Here is an 18722-nt window from a genome sequence, read left to right on the forward strand (position 1 = left end):
ACGCGGACCAAAACCTTAGGCGTCGGTTTTTTGCTCTTGAGCGGCCGCCTGACGGCGCGCCAGTTCGTTGCGATAGAGCGCCACGAAATCAATGTTATCCAGGTTGACCGGCGGGTAGCCACCGTCGCGTGTGATGTCGCTGACGATGCGGCGCAGGAACGGGAACAGCATGCGCGGGCATTCGATCATCAGGAACGGATGCATTTGATCTTCGGGCACACCTTCCACGTGGAACAGGCCGCAATAGTCGATTTCGCACAGGAACAGGACGTCTTCCAGGCCCTTGGCCTTGGATGTCAGTTTTAGCTTGATCGAGACTTCATACTGGTGCTCGGTCGTGCGCTTCTTTGCGTCCAGGTTGACCTGAACTGAAATCTCGGGCTGTACGTCGCCTGAGACGCCTTTTTGCGCCATGACGTTTTCAAAGGACATGTCGCGAATGAACTGTCCCAGAACGCGCATCTGGATCTGAGGGGCTGCCTGTGCGGCGGTGTTTTCTGCAGGGCTTTCGTCAGCCATGAAACTTCTCCGGAATTGAAATTCGGCACTGCTTAGCAATTTGGGCCGGATAGCTCAATGCTGGTGCGGGCCTTCCACCCACTTCGACGGCTTTCCGGAGTTCTGGCGAGGGCGAACCTCGGTGAATTCGCCATCTATCACATCGTCCTGATCAAACGGGTTTGGCCCCGACCTGAATTGTGCGCCGCTGCCCATTTGAAAATGCGTGATGGTCGCCTTAGACTTGAGATAGCGGAACACTGCGACCCGGATGCCGGGAACAAGCAGCGCAAAACCAATGGCATCGGTAAAAAACCCAGGTGTCAGCAGCAAAACACCGGACAGCAAGATCATCGCCCCATGGGCCAGCGGTTCGGTTGGGTCGTCCAATTCGGCAAAGGATCGCTGCAAATTCGCCAGCGCCATGCGACCTTGTGTCCGCACCAGAACCGTGCCCAGAACGGCAGTCAGAACCACGATTGCAAGCGTCGGCCAAAGCCCGATCAGACCGCCAACCTGGATAAACAGGGCGATCTCGATGATCGGAACCAATAAAAAAGCCAAGAACAAGTACATTTGCGGTATCCTTTAGCATGGTCCGGGCTGTGGACTTGGCCCCGACTGTCACCTACATAGTGGCAGAGGGCAGCGTATACAAAGCCCGGGTTCTGAAAAGAGGACGAAATGAACTCACCCCTGATCCAGCTTCTGGTGCTGGCCGGAATTGCCATTTTCCTGATCCTGCGCTTGAAAAGCGTGTTGGGTACACGCGAAGGTTTTGAGAAACCGCCCCTTCAGCAACAGCCTGATACCAATGGCGCGCGCCGTGATTTCGAAGTGATTGAAGGCGGGCCAGATCACGACATCACCGACCATGTAGCCGAAGACAGTGAACAGGCGCAAACTTTGGCCGCAATGAAGCGGGTCGAACCCAGTTTTTCTGTCAGCGAATTTGTACAGGGCGCGCGCGGCGCCTATGAGATGATCGTGATGGGCTTTGAAAAGGGCAATCTGGACGAAATCCAGCCGTTCCTGTCCGAAGAAGTATTCGACAGTTTTGTATCGGTTGTTGCGGATCGCGAAGACAAAGGTCTGACCATCGAAGCCGAATTCATCGGGGTGCGTGAAACCACTCTGGTCGATGCGACCTTCGATAAGGATACCAATCAGGCCGAGATCACCATGCGCTTTATCGGTGAGCTGACGTCGGTCGTGCGCGATCGCGGCGGGGATATTGTCGAAGGCAACCCGAACACCGTCAAACGCCAAAAGGACAGCTGGACCTTTGCCCGTGTCATGGGCGCGGACGATCCGAACTGGCTGCTTGTTGCCACGGACGCATGATTGCAGCGCTCCGGTCGCTATTTCTGGGGGTCGTCATGACCACTGCCAGCGCCGCCGGAGCCGAGGCGACGCGATCCATCCTGTCATTCGATGACCTCGATGGCTGGGCCGCCGACGATCACGGGGCGGCCCTTTCGGTTTTTCTGAACACCTGTGGTGATCTGGACGATCCTGATTGGCAGGCGCTGTGTGGCGTGGCTCAGAGTTATGAACCTGGCGCGGCGCGGGCTTTTTTCGAGCTGTTCTTTCGTCCTGTTCTGGTCGAAGACGGCGATGACGCCCTGTTCACCGGATATTTTGAACCTGAACTGGATGGGTCGAAAACCCCAACTGACAAATACCGCTATCCACTCTACCGGATGCCGCCCGAGGCGCGAGAGGCGGGCAAGTGGCTCAGTCGCCGTGACCTGCTGACCGGTGACGCCCTGACAGGTCGGGGCCTTGAGATAGCGTGGGTCGATGACCCTGTTGAGCTGTTCTTTCTGCAAATTCAAGGCTCGGGCCGGATACGTCTGCCCGATGGCGGTGCATTGCGGGTTGGATATGGCGGTGCGAATGGGCATCCCTATCGCTCGATCGGCGCGGAACTGGTCCGACGGGGTGCGCTGGGCGCGCACCAGGTCAGCGCGCAGATGATCCGGACCTGGGTACGCAAAAACCCTGAAGCCGGGGCTGAGCTGTTACTACACAACCCTTCGTATGTTTTCTTCCGTGAAGTGACGCGTGTCGCGCCCGAGTTCGGGCCGTTAGGCGCCATGAACCGCTCAGTGACCACGATGCGCAGTATCGCGGCAGATCCGGCTTATACACCTTTGGGCGCGCCAGTTTGGGTAGAAAAGGATGGCAAAAACCCGCTGCGCCGATTGATGATCGCACAAGACACCGGATCGGCGATCAAGGGTGCGCAACGTGCCGACATTTTCTTTGGCACAGGGGATGATGCCGGGCAGGCCGCCGGTCGCTTGAAGGATCCCGGCCGTATGGTTGTGCTGTTGCCGATCCAGAGGGCCTACGCCCTGTTACCGGATGAGTTCTGATGACCCGGCGCAAACTGACTGCGGATGAGATCGATTTGTGGCGCAAGGTGGCCAAACAGGCTGAGCGTTTGCACCCCGAACTGCCTCAGACTGTGCACCCCACTACCTTGCCCAAGCCCAAACCGACCAAAACGCCCAAGGCGCGGATAGAAGCCTTTGAACTGGGTCAGACTGCGCCAACCAAACCGTCACGGAATAACCTGAAGCCATCGATCACCGAAGGTTTACGGACAAATCCGGTGCAGATGGACACCAAGTCTTTTGGTCGCATGAAACGCGGCAAGCTCAAGCCCGAAGGCAAGCTGGACCTGCACGGGATGCGCATGAGCGCAGCCCATCCCGCATTGGTTCGGTTCGTCCTGACCGCACAGGCACAGGGCAAACGGCTGGTGCTTGTCATCACCGGCAAGGGCAAGGACCGGGACGAACCGGGACCCATTCCAACGCCGCGTGGGGTCTTGCGCAATCAGGTGCCCCACTGGTTGTCTATTCCGCCACTTGCACAAGCGGTGCTGCAGGTAACACCCGCACATATAAGCCATGGCGGTGATGGCGCCTATTACGTTTACCTCAGGCGCGTCCGCTAGCCGGATCGCTGATTCTAGCTGGTCCACATGGATCGGCATCGCCCGCAAAGCCTGCCTTACCCGTACCGGTTCTGTTTCTTTCGGACCCAGCAACCCGGTGATAAACCACCGGCGCAATGAAACTTTGTAGCCTTGTCCAAGGCTTGCGAGGTTGTGCTTAACAACACAACCAGAACGGTATGGCAGACAATCGCCGATCCCATCTGATTGCATTGACCCAGCGGTTTCCGATTGCTTACCCTACGTAAAGCACCCCTGTGGCGCTGATATTTTTATGACGAATTTATGGTGGCCAAATGTTGGGCTCCACTGCCATTTCCCGACCCCAAAGGTCGGAAGCTTCCGCCATTTCAGGTGACAATGGCGCCAACAAAGATGTGCTGTCGCTCAATCTGCCGAAAGGCGGTGGCGCGATTTCTGGTATTGGTGAAAAGATTACCTCGAACCCGGTGACCGGGTCTGCGTCTTTGACGATTCCGGTTCCTGTCAGCCCCGGGCGCGGTGGTTTCACACCAGAGTTGCAACTGAGCTATGAGGCTGGCACCAGCAGCGGCATTTTCGGCTTTGGATGGTCACTTTCGCTGCCCGAGATCACGCGCAAAACGGAAAAAGGCCTGCCCCAATACGACGATGCCGCCGGATCTGATGTCTTCCTGATTTCGGGGTCTGAAGATCTGGTGCCGCTGCTCGATTCTCAGGGGGCACAATGGGAAGATCGCGCGCGGTTTCCAGGTGTGACCATCCACAGGTTCCACCCACGGATCGAAAGCACTTTTGCCCGCATTGAGCGGTGGACAGACGAGGCGACGGGTATCGCGCATTGGCGTGTCACGTCGCGCGAAAACGTCACTTCGATCTATGGCGCGTCAGGCCTATCAAGGGTGGCAGACCCGAACGACCCCGCCCGTGTATTTCGCTGGTTGTTGTCCGAGACCTTCGACGACAAAGGCAACGCCATCCGATACGAGCATGTCGCCGAAGACGCAGTTGGCATCGATCAGGCGCAGGCGCACGAAGCCAATCGGTCCCGCACAGCCGAGCGGTACCTGAAACGCATCCGCTATGGTAATCGGGTCTCTCGTTTGGTTGATCCGGATGTGAATGCAGCTGGATGGCTGTTCACGGTCGTATTCGATTATGGCGAAGACCACCTGATGCCAATCGCACCTGATCCCAACGTGGCGGCGGACGCGCAGAATGAGTTTGTCCATGCATCCGCTGATCCCGGCCGAAATTGGCAAGTGCGCCCGGACCCCACATCAAGCTACCGCGCGGGCTTTGAGGTTCGGCGCTATCGCCGCTGCCATCGAATTCTGACATTTCACGATATCCCCGACCTGCCGACGGGCGAACCGGGCTATCGCGGTCTCGTGAAGGCAACTGAGTTTTCCTATGACGATTTCACCCCTCCCGGTGCTGACACTGATGACGAGCGTCAGCACCTCGGCAGTACGCGCTATGGCTCATTCCTCATGGCGGTCGCGCAGTCGGGCTTCGCTCCGGACGATACTGTTGCACCGCGCGATGTGAACGGAGCCACGTTCCTTGCCTATCGGCGTCAGGCGATTCCGCCCGTGGAATTCACATATAGCCGGGCCGAGGTGAACGATATTGTGCACAGCCTTGACCGCGGGCAGACCGAAGGCGCTCCGGCCGGACTTACCGATCCGGCAAACTGGGTTGATTTGGACGGTGACAGTGTTGGTGGAATTCTGACCTCGACCCCGGGTGCCTGGCATTACACTCGCAACCTTGGGCCAATGAACGGCACGGCGCGCTTTGCGGCCCCCGTGCTGGTTGCCGAGCGGCCTGCATTTGCTGAGTCAGGCCAATGGATGGACCTTGCTGGTGATGGTCGCCCGGATCTGGTGGTAATGGACCGGACAACCCCGGGGTTCCATGAGCGCGACGCGCAATCAGGTTGGTCCGACTTCCGCGCGTTTGAATATTGGCCACATGTAGATGCGTCCAATGACAGCATGAAGATGGTTGACCTGACTGGCGATGGCCTTGCAGACATTCTTCTGACCGAGGACACCGCTTTTGTCTGGCACCCCTCTGAAGGCGAGGCCGGGTTTGGCCCCGCGCGCAGGCAAGCGCAGCCATGGAACGACACTGACGGACCCCGACTTGTGTTTTCCGATCCTGAGGCTGCAATTTTTCTGGCGGATATGTCCGGCGACGGATTGTCTGATCTGGTTCGTATCCGCTGTGGTGAAGTCGCCTATTGGCCCAATTGCGGATATGGGCGTTTCGGCACCAAAGTGGCTATGGACGACGCGCCGCAATTTGATCGCCTCGAGATGTTCGACCGCAGCCGCCTGCGCCTGACGGATATCGACGGCTCGGGCACCACCGACATTGTCTATCTGGGTGCAGAAGGTATCGACCTCTATTTCAACATGTCTGGCAACCGGCTTGCACCGCGTCGACGCCTAGGGAATGTGCCGCCGCTTGATACCGAAACTTCGGTTGATCTGCTCGATCTATTTGGAACGGGCACCGCCTGTCTTGTGTGGTCCTCTACTTTGTCCCGCGACGCAGGTCAGCCTCTGCGTTACGTCGATCTGATGGGCGGACAAAAACCGCACCTCATGACCCGATATGTCAACAATTTCGGTGGCGAGACCGAATTGCGCTATGCCTCGTCGTCGCGGTTTTATCTGCAGGACCTTTATGAGGGTCGTCCTTGGGCCACCCGGCTGCCCTTCCCCGTGCAGGTCGTTGATCGCATCGTCACACATGATCGTGTGGCGCAGACACGGTTCGTATCTCGCTTTGCCTTTCACCATGGTCATTTCGACGGGGTCGAGCGTGAGTTTCGCGGGTTCGGCATGGTCGAACAATGGGACACCGAGGAATTTGCGACGCTCTCGTCAGATGCGCTGGGGCCACTGGCATCAAACGAAGACCCGGCATCTCATGTTCCGCCCGTACTGACCAGAACATGGTTTCATACCGGCGTGTATCTCGACCAAGGTAGTCTGCCCGATGTCTTGGCTGGTCTGCTTGATGGGCAGGATCGTGGGGAATACTGGCGCGCACCCGCTTGGCGTGACGACGATGTTGAAGCGCGACGGCGGCTTTTGCCAGACACGGTGTTGCCACCCGGATTGACAACCGGAGAAACCCGCGAGGCTGCGCGCGCGCTTCGCGGCACGGTGCTTCGGCGTGAAACCTATGCGCTCGATGGCAGGGCGAAGCCCGGCTATCCCAACGGTCACCCCTATCAGGTGGTCGAGCAAACGCAGACTGTGCATCTTCTGCAATCCCGTGGACCCAACCGTCATGCCGTGTTTCTGACCCATGCCCGGGAAAGTCTAACCGCGCATTATGAGCGGATCCCCGATGACCCACGCCTTCAGCATCAGGTCATACTGGAGGTTGACCCGTTTGGGACTGAACTGCGCCGCGTCGATGTCATGTATGGCCGGCAAACACCTGATCCGACGCTGACGCCTGAAGATCAGGCGCGTCAGGCGCAGTTACATGCGGTATTACACACGCGGCGCGTCACGGACCTGATCGCGACAGATCAAACCTACCGCGCCCCGGTGTCATGTGAAGAACAAAGCTTTGAGCTTACCGGCTTAAGCCCAGCGCCGGGTACGCGTTTGTCCTTTGATGAGATCGAGACAGAGGCGAACGCTGCAGCCGATCTTGCTTATGAAGCGACCCCAACCGCGGGTCAGGTGCAGCGTCGTCTGATCGAACACCGCCGTCAGTACTTCAGGGATGATACGCTGACCGGCCCACTGCCGCTTGGCCAGATGGGCAGTTTGGGGCTTCTCCATCAAAGCTTCCAACTGGCCTTCACGCCGGGTCTTGTCACGCAGGTTTATGGAGGCCGCGTTGGTGCGGCCGAGATGGCGCAGGCGGGATACACCGAGATTGACGGCGACGGCCAGTGGTGGCGCCCATCGGACCGTCAGCTTTTGTCGCCCTCAAGCGGTGATACGCCCGCGCAAGAGCTGGCATTTGCACGACAGCATTTCTTTCGACCACATCGCCTGCGGGACCCGTTCCATCAGCCTGCAACACATACGGAAACAACAGCCCGCTATGACGCTTTCGACCTGCTGATCGAGGAAACGCAGGACGCATTGGGCAATCGCATGTCGGCAGGGGTACGCTCGACCGGTCCAGCAGGCGCAATCACCGAACGCCGACAGGATTATCGCGTTTTGCAAGCCTTGGTATTGACCGATGAGAACGGTAATCGCAGCGAGGTGGTCTTTGACGCCTATGGCCGCGTGACCGGCATGGCCCGAATGGGCAAGGTCGATGGGCCCGACGAAGGTGACAGGCTGGATGGCTTTGATCCGACACTGGTGCCTGCAGCACGCACCCAAGTGCTGACTAATCCGCGTGGACCTGAAGCTCTGGCAGCACTTGGGCGCGCGACAATGCGTTATGTTTATGATCCCTGGGCCTATTATCACTCTCGTGGGGATCCTGTCCCATCACCCGTCATCGGTCTTTCCCTGCATCGAGAGGTTCACGACAGTGATCTTTTGCCGGGTCAAACCACACCGTTCCTGGCCGAACTCACCTTTACAGATGGGATGGGGCAGGAAATTCAACGCAAGATTCAGGCCGAAGACGGTCCGGTCCCAACGCGTGATGGCTCGGGGAACATCCTGTTGGGTCCTGATGGTCGACCGGTTATGTCCGCATCGCCGTCGCCACGCTGGGTCGGTACCAGCTGGCAAGTGCGCAACAACAAAGGCAATATTGTTCGACAGTTCGAACCGTTCTTCACAGATCGCCCGACCTATGAGTCCGACATCCGCATCGGTGTAAGCCCAATTTTCTTCTACGACGCATTGGGCAGAGAGATCGGGATTTTGAATCCCGATCATACATGGAGCAAACACCGGTTTTCTGTTTGGGACCAGACGACATGGGACCAGGGCGATACTGTACTGATTTCGGATCCCGCCCAAGACCCCGATCTTGGCGACCATTTCCGTAGGTTGCCGCAGGCTGCCTATTTACCCACTTGGCACGCGCTGCGCACTGATCCGGCGCAAGCGCAGGCGTTGGCTACCCGTTTCCCCGATCCCGAAGACCGGCAGCGCGCCACTGAGGCTGCATCGAAATCGGCGCTTTATGATGCCACACCGATGCGGGCATTGGCGGATACCCGTGGTGCGCTGATCGCGCGCCTCACCACGAACCGCACGCTCTACAGCAACACGGCCCCGGGCACCCTACCGACCGAGACACTCCACCGCGTTGCGACCGAAATCGATATCGAAGGCAATACGCGCCGAACCTGGGATGAGCTTGGGCGCGAGGTTCAGCGTACCGCTTTCGACATGCTCAGCACCGCCATTCGGACCGACAGTATGGAGGGCGGTACCCGTTGGCGGCTAACGGATGTAAGTGGCGAAACGGCGTTTACGTGGGATGCGCGCGACCACCGGCTGCGCCACGAATTCGATGTATTGCGCCGACCCATCGCCACTCATCTAAGCATCAATGCGGGTCCTGAGCTGCGGATCGATGAAACGATCTACGGAGAATCGCTGCCGACGCCCGAAGCCCTGAACCATCGCAAACGCATTGCGATCAGCCGCGACCAATCCGGCACGATGGAAATTTTGGCCCATGATTTCAAAGGCAACCCAATCCGCAGCCAGCGGCAACTGGCGCAGGAGTTTCGCACCACGCTCGATTGGGCCACACCCGTGGCGACTGAGCCCGAGATTTTCGCAGGGCAAACCCGCTTTGACGCGCTGGACCGTCCGGTCCAACTGGTGCCGCTGCAATCGCAATCGCCGGGCGCGCGCATCCAGGTTGTGCAGTACCGCTATAACCCGTCCTCGCGGCTTGATCGGGTGGACACCTGGCACGCACGACCCGCGGCACCTGACACTTTGTTGGATCCCGCCACTGCGGATCATGCCGTGGTCTCAAGCATTGCATATAACCCTTGGGGCGACCGCGAACGCATCATCTATGGCAACGCGGTTGAAACAGAAATCCTGCATGATCCGTTGACCCGTCTCACCGAACGCATCATCACCCGGCGCGATGCAACGGGTTTTGGCTTGGACTGTCCGACACCGCCAGTTGCAGGCTGGCCAGGATGCCACTTGCAGGCGCAGCACATGATATACGATGTGTCTGGCCACGTGACCCACATCCGCGACAGCGCGCAACAGCAGATCTTTTTCCGCAATCGCCGTGTTGATGCCTCTAACGACTATACGTTTGATGCCCTGCATCGTTTGATCGAGGCGACGGGCCGCGAACATCTGGGCCAGCAAGGCGGCGCACCCAGCGCCCACAGCTATAACGACGCCGCGCGAACCCGGCTGCCACACCGCGGTGATGGTTTCGCCCTTGGCCGGTATCTTGAGCGTTTTCACTATGACATTGCGGGCAACTTGATTGAGATGCGCCACCGGGGCTCTGATCCGGTGGCGCCCGGTTGGACGCGGACCTACACCTATGGCGAGGACAGCGATCTGGCCGCGGGGGTATCCTCGAACCGCTTAAGTCAAACATCGGTCGGTGCCTTGAATGATATCATCAGTCAGGGCGGTGACGGCTATGATGCGATGGGCAACATGCTGCGCCTTTCTCATCTCGATCAGATCTCATGGGACCACGACAACCAACTGCGCATGTGCCGCCGTCAGGCAGTTGGACCTGATGATGCGGACGGCCTGGCGCACCAAGGGGACCGCACATTCTTTGTTTACGCATCTGACGGGACTCGCATCCGAAAAGTGACAGAAACCGCTGCAGGAGCCATTCGGCGCGAAACGATCTCGCTGGGTGGGTTCGACATTATCCGCGAACCGGGTGCAAACCCGCGGACCCGAGAGACCCTGCATGTGGGGGACGAAGCTGGCCGTATCGCATTGGTTGAGACGACGATCGCCGGTGGTGCGGTCAGCCGCGTCATTCGTTATCAGCACAGTAACCATGTGGGCAGTGTGGGGATCGAACTGGACGAGAATGGCAATGTTCTGTCTTACGAGGAATACAGCCCCTTCGGCAGCACCACCTATCAAGGCGTTGCCACCGCTGGCCTAGGTCCGAAACGTTTTCGATATACCGCGATGGAGCGGGATGCCGAAACCGGGCTTAACCATCATGGTGCCCGCTATGCCGCCCCTTGGCTCGGCCGATGGATCAGCGCCGATCCCATCGGAATTGAAGGTGGGCTGAACCTTTATGCCTATGCCTATAACAACCCGGTAACGCTCGACGATCCCGAGGGCACTGCGCCGCCCACTGTGCCCAACGGAGGCCTTGAAGTTGCATCGTTGCAGAAGGGTCTTGAGACGCTTGATGCGCTGGCGACTCAGGTCAGGAACACCGAAGGCAGCGTGCAGGAGTTTGCCCTTATCAAAGAGAACAACACGTTCAAGATATTGAAGGGCACGGCCACCAAGCCCGAGGTCTCGATTCCAAAGGGAACGACGGCTATCGCACACACGCACCCGCCCACTGCCATGGTTTCCTTTGCAGACGTCAACACCACCCATGCCCAGGGTGTGAAGGTCGCCGGAGTCCGGTCTCACCTGGTGGCGCATGGCAACGGCAATTGGACGCTGATCGAGATCCCGAAACAGGGGAACGGAATGTTGACCTCATTCGACACCAATACCGGCATGATCAAGGGCACCGTGCAAGTCTACCGCCCGGGCGCTGCGCCCGATACTGCGTCGATGGTGCAAAAAGTCGACACCATGAACATGGTGAATAAGCAAGGCAAAATCACCTCAATTTCCAAGCTCGCCAAAGCAATGCGGGGCAGCAAGGCAGTGTCGCAGACCCTGTCCGGGGGCCGCGCCATCCTAGGGGTCATGGGCCGTGGGCTCATGGTGATCGGTATGGCGGCCAGCGGCATTCAGGTTGGCACAGGGATCACGCAAATCGCCGAAGGCGAGACCGGCGTGGGCACTGCAAATGTGGTCGAGGGCACAGCCTCGGGCACTCTCAACGTGGTCTCGGTGTCGGGCAAGCTCGTCACGGGTGGTGGTGCCGGATCGGTCCTTGCCGCCGGGCTCGCAGCTTTCGGCTCAATTGCACTGGCCGGAACCGAAGCTCGCTCCGCAATCAAAGGCGAAAAAACCGCCGCGCGCGAAGCGGCCGATTTTTGGGTGGACGAAATCGATGCAGGCCATCGTCAGGGCGGCGTTGGCGGCTTCTTCCGACGGTCCGCTGGATACCTTGGCCTGGGCGCGGCAGGCACGATGTCGATCCTGCAAGGCCAGGGTATCAAAGGCCATTTGAAATGGTGAACGCAGTTGTCAGAAAGGGTACCTCCTCATGACCAAAGTTACGCATCCGCTAAAGCCCAGAATGCGCCGCGCTACGGTGGGCGATCTGCAATCCGCTTTGCTGGCACTGCTGCGTGAAGGCTTGCTGCTGGCCAATGATATCAACGCGCGCCGAGCGCTGGCCGATATCGTGTCGCGCGAAAAGGATGGCCGCACACCGACCTACGGAAAAGGCACCACTGAAGCCGTTCGCCTGGTTCAGAAAGAGGCCGATCTGTCCCCGACCGGCAGTGTCGATAAAAGAACGGCAGCTGTGATTAACGATCTGGTCGCTCGACTGGACACGCCGACGGATTTTGGCACCTACCGTGTCAGCGGTCGCGTTATAAGTGCGCAAAGTGCGGCTGTTGATGGCCTTGCTGTTGTTGTTGTCGACAAAGGTGTCGGCGGCGACGTTGAACTGGGGAAGGCTACAACCGGTAAACGCGGTGCCTTCGAGATTGTGTTTACCGGAGATCAGATCACCAAGCGCGGCAAGGATGCACCAGACCTTCAGGTGCAGGTGCGTTTGAATGACGATGTGGTTGCCGCTTCGGCGGTGGAATATGACGCCGGACCGGATTCCGAGCTTTCCGTGGTTCTGCCTGCTGAAAGTGCCGCAAAACTGTCTTCAGAACACGCCACACTGACCAAGGCGCTCTCTGGTCAGTTCAACGGTGCCTTGTCGAAACTTGAAGAAAGCGACACCCGTCAGGACATCACATATCTGGCCAATAAAACAGGTTGGGACGCGCGCGCCGTGGCACTGGCGTCGCTATCCCAGCAGTTGTCTGACAAGACCGCTGGACGGCGTGGTCAACGCATCGACTCTGGCCTGTTCTATGCGCTTTTACGTGCAGGTGTTCCCGCCGATGACACCGCGGTTTTCCGCACGCCCCCTGCTAAAGTGGCGCAAATCTGGAAATCCGCGCTGGATGAAGGATTGATCGACGCCAAACTGGCGGATCAGACAGATGCCTCCCTTGCCCGATTTACCGAAGTTTCCGCGCGCGTGCGGCTGGATACGCCCCCTCCCGGGGCTTTGGCCGGAATGCAGCCTTTGCTTGCACTTTCGCTGACGCGGGATGACGAGCGCGAAACTTTTGCCGCGCTCCATGCGGCGCATGGTGATGATCTCGATACATTCTGGACCGAGGTAGAGGGTAAGTTGGGTCAGGACAAAGCCGCCCGTTTGCAGACCGATGGCAAGCTTGCCTATCTGACGCTCAACAACTCCAAGCTGGTCGAACGCTTGCACCGTGACACCGATGGCGATGCGGACGGTACGTTGGGAGGCCTAGTGAAGGCGGGTTTTCATAAAGCCGATGCCTGGGCCGCGATCATGGATGACACCGACCCCGTGCCAGAGGCAGTTCAGGGCCGGGATGCCGCCGAAAGACGCGCCAACTATGCAGAATTCATGGCCGCTCAGGTGCGGCTGTCTTTCCCGACTGCGGTTGTTGCGGAAATGGTCCGGGCGCAGGAGACGCCATTGGTCGATACAGGGCTGTCGAATAACGTGCATGATTTCCTCGCAAAACATGCCGATACCTTCCAGATAGGCCAGCAGCCCGTTGCGCGCTTTATTGCAAAAAATGCGCTGGACGAACCGCCAGAAGTGGTGCGCGAAATCTCACGCATTCAGCGGGTCTATCAGATCTCGCCCGACGACAGCAGTATGAATGCCATGTTGGCTGCAGGGTTGGATTCGGCCTATACGGTCGTGGCGCTGCCACAAGATGAGTTCCTGCGCGCCCACAAGGCCGTTCTGAACGAGGCCGTCGCGATGCAGATCTACCGCAAGGCAGAACAGGTCCATGGAGCGGTTCTGAATCTGGCCACCGCCTATATGACTCATCGGATGATGCCAGCGATCGGCCCCAGCGTGGGCGCTGCTGACGGGTTTTTGAACCCTACCCCGGGCGGGTCGGACAATTTTGGCGATGTGCTCGCATACTCCACATTAGAAGAGCTTTTCGGTTCGATGGATTATTGCGGATGCGAGCATTGCCGGTCAGTCCTCAGCCCCGCAGCCTATCTTGTCGATCTTCTGCTGTTTCTCGATCGCCCCGCGACCGAGATTCCGAACGGCTTCACCAATCCACTTGATGTGTTGCTTGATCGGCGGCCTGATATTCAACACCTGCCTCTGACTTGCGAAAACACTCTGACGCCTGTGCCATACATCGACTTGGTGAACGAGGTGCTTGAGCATTTCGTTGTCAACGGCATGTCTTTGGGTGGATATCAGGGTCATTCGACCGATGGTCAAACACCGCCTGAAGAGTTGTTGGCCAGCCCTCAATTTGTACGCGATGCCGCCTATGCCACGCTGGCCACCGCCCAGTTCCCCATCCCATTGCCGTTTGACCGTTCGTTGGAGGCACTGAAGGCCCTGTTCAATCGTTTCGACGCGCCTTTACATCGGGTTATGGCCGACTTGCGTTCGTCAGACGCGCTGGACGATGCACCGTACGGATGGCGCGACATCTGGCTGCAGCGCTTGAACATCTCGCGCGGTCTCAACGCCGTCCTGACCGAAAGCGTGTCAGTTGCCGGGTCAGCGCGACCCGATCTGACAGTGCGTTCGCTTTATGGTTTTGATGCGGGTGCCAGCGCAGCCGAAGTGCGTGATGGCTTGGAAAGCGTGCGCGACCTGTGCCGCCGCACCGAGATCACGCCGGTTGATCTCGTGAACATCCTAAAGACCGAGTTCGTGAACCCCGGAGCCGCGCTGATCCCGAAGCTTGAGCATCTTGGCCTGGGCTTCGACGATATCCGGGCCTTCCGGGACGGCGCGATCAACTTCGCAGAACTACAAAGCCGGATGGCGGCAGGGGTCGAGCCTGAACGCTTTGGGGGTGATATCGAGGCATGGTTGCTTGATGACACTACTTTCGACCGGATCATGGGTCTGATCGTGCTTACAAATCCGCAAGACCCGTCGGATATGTGCGACCTAAGCGCGCTTGAACTGCGTCACCCAGACCCTGATCCGCTGTCCAACCGCCTTGAATGGAATGACTTTATCCGGATTAACCGGTTCGTCCGCCTGTGGCGTGTTCTGGAACTTAGCATTGCCGACACGGATGCTATCATCTCGGCGCTTTATCCGACGAACCAGATGCCGGACGGTGCCGACGCGCAGGTAGACCTGGCTCGCATGGACGCCGGTTTTGCCGAGCTCCTGCCACAGTTGGGCATCGCCATGTCGGCCCTTGATGCGCTGGAGCTAAGGCCCGAGGACGCGCTGCGCCCGATCCTGGCCCTCTTTGGACCAATCAGCACCAATGGAACCGCCGCGCTATTCCGTGAAATGTTCCAGCGGCCTGCTCGCGAAAACCCCGCCTTTGCCGAGGACGGTTTTGGCGGTGTGCTTACAGACCCTGCGGCCCTGTTGCTGCCCGAGGTTGAAACCTTGCGCGCGGCCTTTTCATTGACGGGTCCGGAATTTAACCGGATCGTCGCTGTTTTGGGGTTCGATGACACGACACCCCTGACCATCGAGACGGTCAGCGCAATCTACCGTCGCGGCTGGTTGGCGCGCGCGCTTGAGCAAAGCGTGCCGGGATTGGAGCGTTTGCTGCAAGCCACCGGTCTTGACCCTTATGGCCCGCAAGACGCCACTGCACCCGCTCTGTTGACGGTTATCGATCTGGTGCATCGCCTGTCCGAGCTAGGCCTGTCGCTGGAAACAGCGCTGGCGCTGCTGTTGAACCATGACCCAAGTGGCCAGACGACACCGCCCGCAGAAAACATCACGACCCTGGCGCGCGATCTGCGTGCAGGGTTTGCGGCGATCACCAATGACTTTGTTCTGGTGGACGATCCCGATGGCGGTATTGCCCGGTCCCACATGGCTCTGGTCTATGGGGCCGAAGCGACCGAGCAGTTCTTCGGATATCTGGAAGCCACATCCTCGGCCGAGGTTACCTATGACCATTCTGCCCCTGCGCTAGAGCCGGTGATCCTGGCCGAGGCGCCCGATCAAATCGCTTATGACGATTTCCGCAAGGTTCTGGTTTTCAACGGGCTGATGTCGACCACTGTCAGAGATGCCCTGCAGGCCGTCGCCGGGACACCTGCTGCCTTCGCGCCAGCAATTGACGCTTTGTTCAACGCCAGCGAGGCACAATCACAGCCATTCTTCACCCGCTTCCCCGAGCTGCTCCCGCTTCACGACGCATACCGCAGCTCAACCGCATCAAAGGCCGAGGCCTATCGTGACCTGCTTGAAGGAATCCTGCCGCAGCTGATCTCAAGACGGAAACGCCAGGTGGCGCTGCAGCTTCTGGGTACCGCGATCGAGGTTGAGGCTGATCTGGCAGCCGTCCTGTTCGAAAAGGCCGAGGTTCTCCATGCGGCGACTGATCCAGCCAGCTCCGCGCTTGAGGATGCCCTGATGCTCGAATCCGGGGGTCTGAGTGCTGAAATCAGCGATGGTCCGGCCCACACTGCACCGCCTGCGCGGGTCGAAACCATATCTGGCGCGATTGATTTTGCCTCCACTGGAACAGTGCTGCCAGACAATCAAACCACACCAGGTTCTTCGATTTCGATCCGGTTACGGGGATATCTGGAAGCGCCTGAAAACGGATTCTTCAACATTGATGTCGAAGCTGATGCGGGCGCGACCGTGACACTCAGCATCGCGGGCGAACCTGTTCTTCTAACCGAGGCGGGCGGCATATGGTCAAACACCAACGCGATCGAGCTTCGCGCAGGCACTTTGGTCGAAATCGCGCTGGGCGTGGCCAATGTGACCGACCGTCTGGCGTTGCGTTGGAGTGCACCGGGCCGAGGAACTGAGGTCATCGGCGCTTCGCATCTCTACCCGGCTGATCCTGTATCGCATCTGGGCGCGGCCTACCTGCGCACGCGCCGCATTGCACGGTTGTCCGAAACGCTGAAACTTGACGTCGCTGAGATCTTGCACCTGACGACACATGGCGATTTGCAGATTGCGGGTGCGGCCTGGCCAAACATCCTGCCCGTCACCGGTACACCCGATGATCCGACCTCTGCCGCGCTGATGGGGGTGCTAACGGCCCACCTGCGCATGGCGCGATTAAAGGCGGCTTATGCCCCTGAAAATGCCCGGCTGGTCTCGATAGCCGAGAATCCAGCGGTCGCCATAGCCGACGCCGAGGCTGAGTTGTTCCAAGTCACGCGCTGGGATCCCGTGGATATCGCCGCCCTGTTGGTACATTTCGGACTCACCCCAGCCGATATTGGCGATCTGGCCGTTCTGGAGCGGCTTCATGACATCGCCCAATGGCTGACGGCACTTGGGATTCCGGCGACAGCGCTGATCGCCGCCGCAACACCCGCCCCAACCGGACCCATTGTGCGGAATTTCCGCGCCGCCCTTCGTGCGCGTTACAGCCCGGACGACTGGCTGAAAATCCTGCAACCGATCAATGACCGCCTGCGCAAGCGCCAGCGTGATGCATTGGTGGCGCATATCCTGCACGATCTGCGCGGGCGTCCGGATGCGGCGCATATCAACACGCCCGAAAAGTTGTTCGAATACTTCCTGATGGATGTGCAGATGGAGCCGTGCATGCTCACTTCGCGGGTTCGTCACGCATTGTCCTCGGTACAGATCTTTACCGAGCGCTGCCTGATGAACCTTGAACCCCGTGTGGCTGCATCCAGCCTTCGGTCCAAGCATTGGGAGTGGATGAAGCGTTACCGCGTGTGGGAGGCAAACCGGAAAATCTTCCTGTACCCTGAAAACTGGATGGAGCCGGAATTGCGCGACGACCAGTCACCCTTCTTCCGCGAGGCGATGAGTGAGTTGCTGCAGGGTGACATCACCGAGGAACGCGCAGCCACCTCGCTGATCGGGTATCTGCAGAAACTGGAAGAGGTCGCCAAGCTGGAAGTATGCGGTCTCTACAAGATCGAAGGCGATCCCGGTGCTGCAGACGACGTGTTGCATGTTATCGGGCGCACCGCCGGGGCCAAACGCAGTTATTACCACCGGACCCGTGCCTACGGCTCGTGGAGCGCGTGGGAGAAAATCCCGCTGGATATCGAGGATAATCCGGTCATGCCGCTGGTCTGGAACAATCGTCTGTTCCTGTTCTGGATCAAGATGATGCCGGAAAACACGGCACAAGGAACACCCAATGCGGGATCAGGCCCGCTGGCCGAGGTTGAGGCGTCATCGTTGATGGATGTTGATGAACCCACCTTTGACGTCAAGGTCATGCTGAACTGGACTGAACGGGTGGATGGCGTTTGGCAACCGCCGCGCAGTTCGGATCCTGATGAGCCCCTGTTGCTGCGCGAAAACGTGCCAGCCCGAGAGATGCGCAATTTCCGCAAAGGCATCCGCCTGTCTTCATTCCCATGGACCAACGGGATGCGGATATCGATCTCGTACAAGGATTGGCTGGGCGTTTCGTTCTTTATGTACAACACGTTTAGCACACCCGATACGCGCTCACCCAAGAAGGCGCCGCATTTCTTGCCGAAACGTATTACGTCGACCGGGTCAAACCGCCTTACAGCGATCTATTCCAATGACGGGATCACGCATCGGTTGCTGTCCAATAAGGCGCCCGATCAGGCCACACAGCCGCATCACCCGACCAATGGAGAAGCCTGGGAGTCGCCGTTCTTCTATGCCGACCCGCGACATGTGTTCTACGTGTCCACGAAGCAGCGGATCGTCGAAGTTGTGACTTGGCTTGATTTTGGCCGCGTGGCCGAGGTTGACCCGACAATCGATACCATGGTGCTGGCATTCGAGCCGTTTGCCGAGCAGCCCGACCGGATTGAACGGGTGACTGCAATCCCCGGCTTTGGCAGCGCCGACCTGAGCACTCTTCGTGCATTCGTGACCGAAGACGCCTTTGTCCATACAGCGCTGGGCACCGGTGGCACGGTCCGCTTTGGCGACCGCGACATCGGCCCGATGGGCAGCACCGTCCGCATGCGTCGCACTTGATCCGGAAAGGACTTTG

The 18722-nt window shown here is 58.9% G+C and carries 7 protein-coding genes; 5 read left to right on the forward strand and 2 right to left on the reverse strand.

The window, feature by feature from the left end; translation table 11 throughout:
- Positions 1 to 15 precede the first annotated feature (15 nt).
- Both secB and ACR0AU_RS19095 read right to left on the reverse strand, forming a co-directional pair.
- Positions 16 to 519, reverse strand: a complete 504-nt coding sequence (gene secB / locus ACR0AU_RS19090; RefSeq protein WP_170399455.1) for a protein-export chaperone SecB — start codon at positions 517 to 519, stop codon at positions 16 to 18.
- Positions 520 to 573: 54 nt separating this feature from the next.
- Positions 574 to 1074, reverse strand: coding sequence for an FxsA family protein (locus ACR0AU_RS19095; RefSeq protein WP_170636831.1), 501 nt, complete (start codon positions 1072 to 1074; stop codon positions 574 to 576).
- 108 nt (positions 1075 to 1182) lie between these two features.
- On the opposite strand from ACR0AU_RS19095, the gene ACR0AU_RS19100 reads away from it, so the two are divergent.
- The 5 genes from ACR0AU_RS19100 (at position 1183) to ACR0AU_RS19120 (ending at position 18706) form a co-directional block, all read left to right on the forward strand.
- A complete protein-coding gene (locus tag ACR0AU_RS19100; protein ID WP_170399461.1) occupies positions 1183 to 1842 on the forward strand; it encodes a Tim44/TimA family putative adaptor protein in 660 nt (219 codons plus the stop codon).
- Positions 1839 to 2879 carry a murein transglycosylase A gene (mltA, locus tag ACR0AU_RS19105; RefSeq protein WP_170408811.1) on the forward strand — a complete coding sequence of 347 codons (1041 nt, stop codon included), beginning with the start codon at positions 1839 to 1841 and terminating at the stop codon, positions 2877 to 2879. The genes ACR0AU_RS19100 and mltA overlap by 4 nt, the downstream gene beginning before the upstream one ends.
- Positions 2879 to 3466, forward strand: a complete 588-nt coding sequence (locus tag ACR0AU_RS19110; RefSeq protein ID WP_170515080.1) for a Smr/MutS family protein — start codon at positions 2879 to 2881, stop codon at positions 3464 to 3466. Before mltA ends, ACR0AU_RS19110 begins: the two co-directional genes overlap by 1 nt.
- A 296-nt stretch (positions 3467 to 3762) precedes the next feature.
- Positions 3763 to 11730, forward strand: a complete 7968-nt coding sequence (locus tag ACR0AU_RS19115; RefSeq protein ID WP_480796097.1) for a SpvB/TcaC N-terminal domain-containing protein — start codon at positions 3763 to 3765, stop codon at positions 11728 to 11730.
- A gap of 28 nt (positions 11731 to 11758) precedes the next feature.
- A complete protein-coding gene (locus ACR0AU_RS19120) occupies positions 11759 to 18706 on the forward strand; it encodes a neuraminidase-like domain-containing protein (protein WP_480796098.1) in 6948 nt (2315 codons plus the stop codon).
- The last annotated feature ends 16 nt before the right edge of the window (positions 18707 to 18722 follow it).

This window comes from Ruegeria sp. CG1, assembly GCF_056537265.1.

What these genes read in the sequence shown, in the direction of transcription:
- ACR0AU_RS19100 (WP_170399461.1), top strand. Translation starts at nt 1,183, where the DNA reads ATGAACTCACCCCTGATCCAGCTTCTGGTGCTGGCCGGAATTGCCATT.
- ACR0AU_RS19110 (WP_170515080.1), top strand. Translation starts at nt 2,879, where the DNA reads ATGACCCGGCGCAAACTGACTGCGGATGAGATCGATTTGTGGCGCAAG.
- secB (WP_170399455.1), bottom strand. Translation starts at nt 519, where the DNA reads ATGGCTGACGAAAGCCCTGCAGAAAACACCGCCGCACAGGCAGCCCCT.
- ACR0AU_RS19115 (WP_480796097.1), top strand. Translation starts at nt 3,763, where the DNA reads ATGTTGGGCTCCACTGCCATTTCCCGACCCCAAAGGTCGGAAGCTTCC.
- ACR0AU_RS19095 (WP_170636831.1), bottom strand. Translation starts at nt 1,074, where the DNA reads ATGTACTTGTTCTTGGCTTTTTTATTGGTTCCGATCATCGAGATCGCC.
- mltA (WP_170408811.1), top strand. Translation starts at nt 1,839, where the DNA reads ATGATTGCAGCGCTCCGGTCGCTATTTCTGGGGGTCGTCATGACCACT.
- ACR0AU_RS19120 (WP_480796098.1), top strand. Translation starts at nt 11,759, where the DNA reads ATGACCAAAGTTACGCATCCGCTAAAGCCCAGAATGCGCCGCGCTACG.